The sequence below is a fragment of the Neobacillus drentensis NBRC 102427 genome (assembly GCF_001591445.1).
Taxonomy (GTDB): domain Bacteria; phylum Bacillota; class Bacilli; order Bacillales; family Cytobacillaceae; genus Neobacillus; species Neobacillus drentensis.
Window position 1 is genome coordinate 1 of sequence record NZ_BCUX01000114.1, and the last position, 3,050, is coordinate 3,050.

5 protein-coding genes are annotated in these 3,050 nt (G+C 37.2%); 2 read left to right on the forward strand and 3 right to left on the reverse strand.

The window, feature by feature from the left end; all coding sequences use genetic code 11:
• The 3 genes from BDR01S_RS24305 to BDR01S_RS26000 form a co-directional block, all read right to left on the reverse strand.
• The coding region (locus tag BDR01S_RS24305; RefSeq protein ID WP_305802432.1) for a DnaB-like helicase C-terminal domain-containing protein at window positions 1-592 on the reverse strand (592 nt) is incomplete at its 3' end.
• On the reverse strand, window positions 589-1,620 hold the full coding sequence (locus BDR01S_RS24310; protein WP_235846652.1) for a DnaD domain protein: 1,032 nt from the start codon (window positions 1,618-1,620) through the stop codon (window positions 589-591). The genes BDR01S_RS24310 and BDR01S_RS24305, both read right to left, overlap by 4 nt.
• A gap of 225 nt (window positions 1,621-1,845) precedes the next feature.
• Window positions 1,846-2,229, reverse strand: a complete 384-nt coding sequence (locus BDR01S_RS26000) for a hypothetical protein (RefSeq protein WP_157413004.1) — start codon at window positions 2,227-2,229, stop codon at window positions 1,846-1,848.
• A 75-nt stretch (window positions 2,230-2,304) separates the two neighbouring features.
• Here BDR01S_RS26000 and BDR01S_RS24320 point away from each other — a divergent pair, with 75 nt between their 5' ends.
• Both BDR01S_RS24320 and BDR01S_RS24325 read left to right on the forward strand, forming a co-directional pair.
• Window positions 2,305-2,559 (forward strand): XRE family transcriptional regulator, encoded by a 255-nt coding sequence (locus BDR01S_RS24320; protein WP_066255672.1) that lies wholly within the window; start codon window positions 2,305-2,307, stop codon window positions 2,557-2,559.
• Window positions 2,516-2,788: a type II toxin-antitoxin system RelE family toxin gene (locus tag BDR01S_RS24325; protein WP_174523467.1), complete on the forward strand. Its 273-nt coding sequence runs from the start codon at window positions 2,516-2,518 to the stop codon at window positions 2,786-2,788. Before BDR01S_RS24320 ends, BDR01S_RS24325 begins: the two co-directional genes overlap by 44 nt.
• Window positions 2,789-3,050 lie beyond the last annotated feature (262 nt).

A 3,050-nucleotide genomic window follows, 5' to 3' on the forward strand; every position in this document is an offset into this window, starting at 1 on the left:
AACCCGACATTTTGGCAAAATGAAGCATCACATCGGTTTTTCCCATTGACGGTCTTGCGGCTATGATCGTCACTTCCCCATCCTGAAACCCTCCCGTCAAAACATCGAGCTTTTGGATACCTGTTGTTGCGGTTATCAGCTCTTTTTGATCTTCCCAGGGTGCCTCAAAGATATCTGACAATGCTTGTGTTAACGACGTGTGATCCTCCACTTTTAATTGGTTAATTTTATCCAATTCAGAAATGACCTTCGCAATCTCCCAATCATTCATGGCTGCCAGTTTTAAGATGTTCCTTTTTTCTCGTTCCTTCCACAAATCAAGGATAAGCTTCTCCATATTGTCGAACTTCTCGAGATCGGCATATGTTAACAACTCGGAAAGATAGGACATCCCGCCAAAGACGTCAAGGTCAGGCAAGGTTGTAAAGGTGATCAAATCAATATTCTTGCCTGCCTGGGTTAATTCCAGCATCCTCTGCATTAATTCTTTATGCCTTGTACTTTCCAGCTGTTCAGGCTTGACTACGGTGTCCTTGAGCAAGTACTCGGCCTTCATCAGGCTTCCTAAGAACGCTTTTTCGGCAATACTCACCAGTCTTCACCTGCCGTAATATCAAGGTCAAAACCGCTTGGGATATCTCTTCCTCGAGGAAACGATTCCTTTGATTGCCAATGTTTTTGTACAGGCTTTTGGCTCTCAACATGTGAATCAATTTCTTCTACGGACAGTAAGGATTCATTTTCCCAGTTCTTCAAAATAGCTACCACATAGGTCAGCCTTCGCTTGTTATTCGCACAGGCAATATTCATCGCTTTTAAAATCACAGCTTTTGGCTGTAAAAATCTAGAATCATCTAACCAGGTTAACAGCTGCTGTTTACCATTCACGTTACTAAAACCAAATCCATTGTTGTCCCAAAACTCTACAATTTCTTTCACATCTACAAGTTTTTGATTATTATGTATGGTATCGTCACTTTTTGGATTACTCTCCATTTGGGGATCAAGAACTTCTTGTTGTTTTTCTTTATCTTTATCTTTATCTTTATCTTTATCTTTATCTTTATCTTTATCTACTTCTTGTCCACGTATCGTATGTGGATTGGTCAACGTATCGTCAATCTCTTCACATTCAGGCGTTAGATCGGTAGCAGTTTCATCTTGTTCACGAACTTTCTCGTTGAAAATAAACTCTTCTTTTTTACAAAAAGATTCATATAGGCTGCGGAATTCCTGTTTTTGAATCAACTCTGAAACATATTGAATTAATGAGGCATCTTTGACCGCTTTTAATTCGGAACAAATACAATCCATCATTGGTTTCCCAGCTTTATCAAAGTTATTTTCCCCCCAGTTTTTAATTGCCAGCTCTCTCGTTTCAGGATTGTAGCGAATCAGCTGGTGATGCGTGATGAATCGTTCCATTAATGAATGAACACTTTCAATGGAATAGCCCATATCAAATGCCATCTGCTTTTTCGTAATTTGATAGATTCCAATTTGAGTACTACGCTGATTCGTTAATAGATATAAATAAAAGTATCTGTCCTCTGGTGTCATCTCCTCTGAAACCATTGGATCCATCCAAAAATCAATACGCACTTTTCTAAACTTTGCCACTCTCAACCACTACCTTTCTCCTAATTAGTTTCCTTCATATTCTATATAGAAATAAATGAAGCAATTGGTCATAGGTTTTTCAATAAAATATGAATAGTTTATGACAACTTTCATCACCTTGTCCGGTACTTGGATTTTATGTAAAAAGGCCAGGTCCCGTACTTCTACAATATCGAGATTGGCGGGTTAAAGCGAATCACCAAATTTCATATTTGAGGCCCATTTTTAGAGCAAAACATCAAAAAAGACCTCCAAATTTGATTTTTGAAGGCCTTTTTTGATGTTTTGGTCATTTTTTACCCTTTTTTGTGTGAAAGCATTTTTTCTTGGATGATATAAAAAGTACTGTTCACTGAAAGAATAAACAAATTTGACTTGCCTGAAAAACAAAAAAATGCCAGGCATTATCCTATTCCTGGACAATGCCCGTGCACTTTTTTTCTGTATATCTTTTTCCACCAAACCTTTAAAGCAAGTAAATATTAAATAATCCCTGAAAAAAGGGTCAGTCCCCCAGTCCCCCGGTGCGTTATAGCGTAAGCTAGCGGCGGACTGACCCCAAAATTTAAAAACACGATACCAAAACAGATTAATTTGATCTTTTTTCAATTGGAAAAATTTAAACATAACAGTGGGTTTATGTTAATATAAGAATAAACGTAAGTGTATAAGGAGGTTTTGAAAGTGGCGATTAATAATGATGAATTGTTTAAGCTGATAAAGGACCTGCCTGAAGATGCAAAGAAATCTGCCTATGATTATATAAGATATTTATTTTATACTCATTCCCGACCAGATTGGAATGAAATAAGGGAATTGGAACCTGAAAATTTTCCATTGAGCAAAGAAGAAGAGCGGCAACTAAAGAATAACTCGGAGTTTGTTTCTTGGGAGGATGTCAAGCGTGAGCTTAACCTACCAATTGACACTAAGTCGTGAATCCATCAAATTTTTAAAGAAACAAGAAAAGGCTGTTCAAGAGCGGATTGGAAAAGCACTTAATGGATTAATAATTAGACCACCTATAGGGGATATAAGGCCATTAAAGGGTAGCAATAATAAAATGAGACTTAGAGTCGGGACGTATAGATTAATTTTTGAAGTTGACCATTACGAAGAAATTGTCTACATTTTAACTATTGATAATCGTGGAGATGTTTATAAGTAATGGCTGAAACAACAAAAAAGTGCCAAGCACCATCCAATTTTCTGGAGAGTGCCTGGCACTTTTTTTCTCTTTTTATATTGTTTTTAAGAATTCTCTTACTTGATCTGCAGTTTTGGCATTTGCACTATATAAATGGGTAAGCTTGTCAACTATCTAACAAACTTCCAATTTCATTGAAGAAAACGGGCTCAAATTTAATCCCCGAAACTTTGTATCATATTTGCAATGTGGGCGTAGGCACCACCAGCAAGTAAGGCAGATG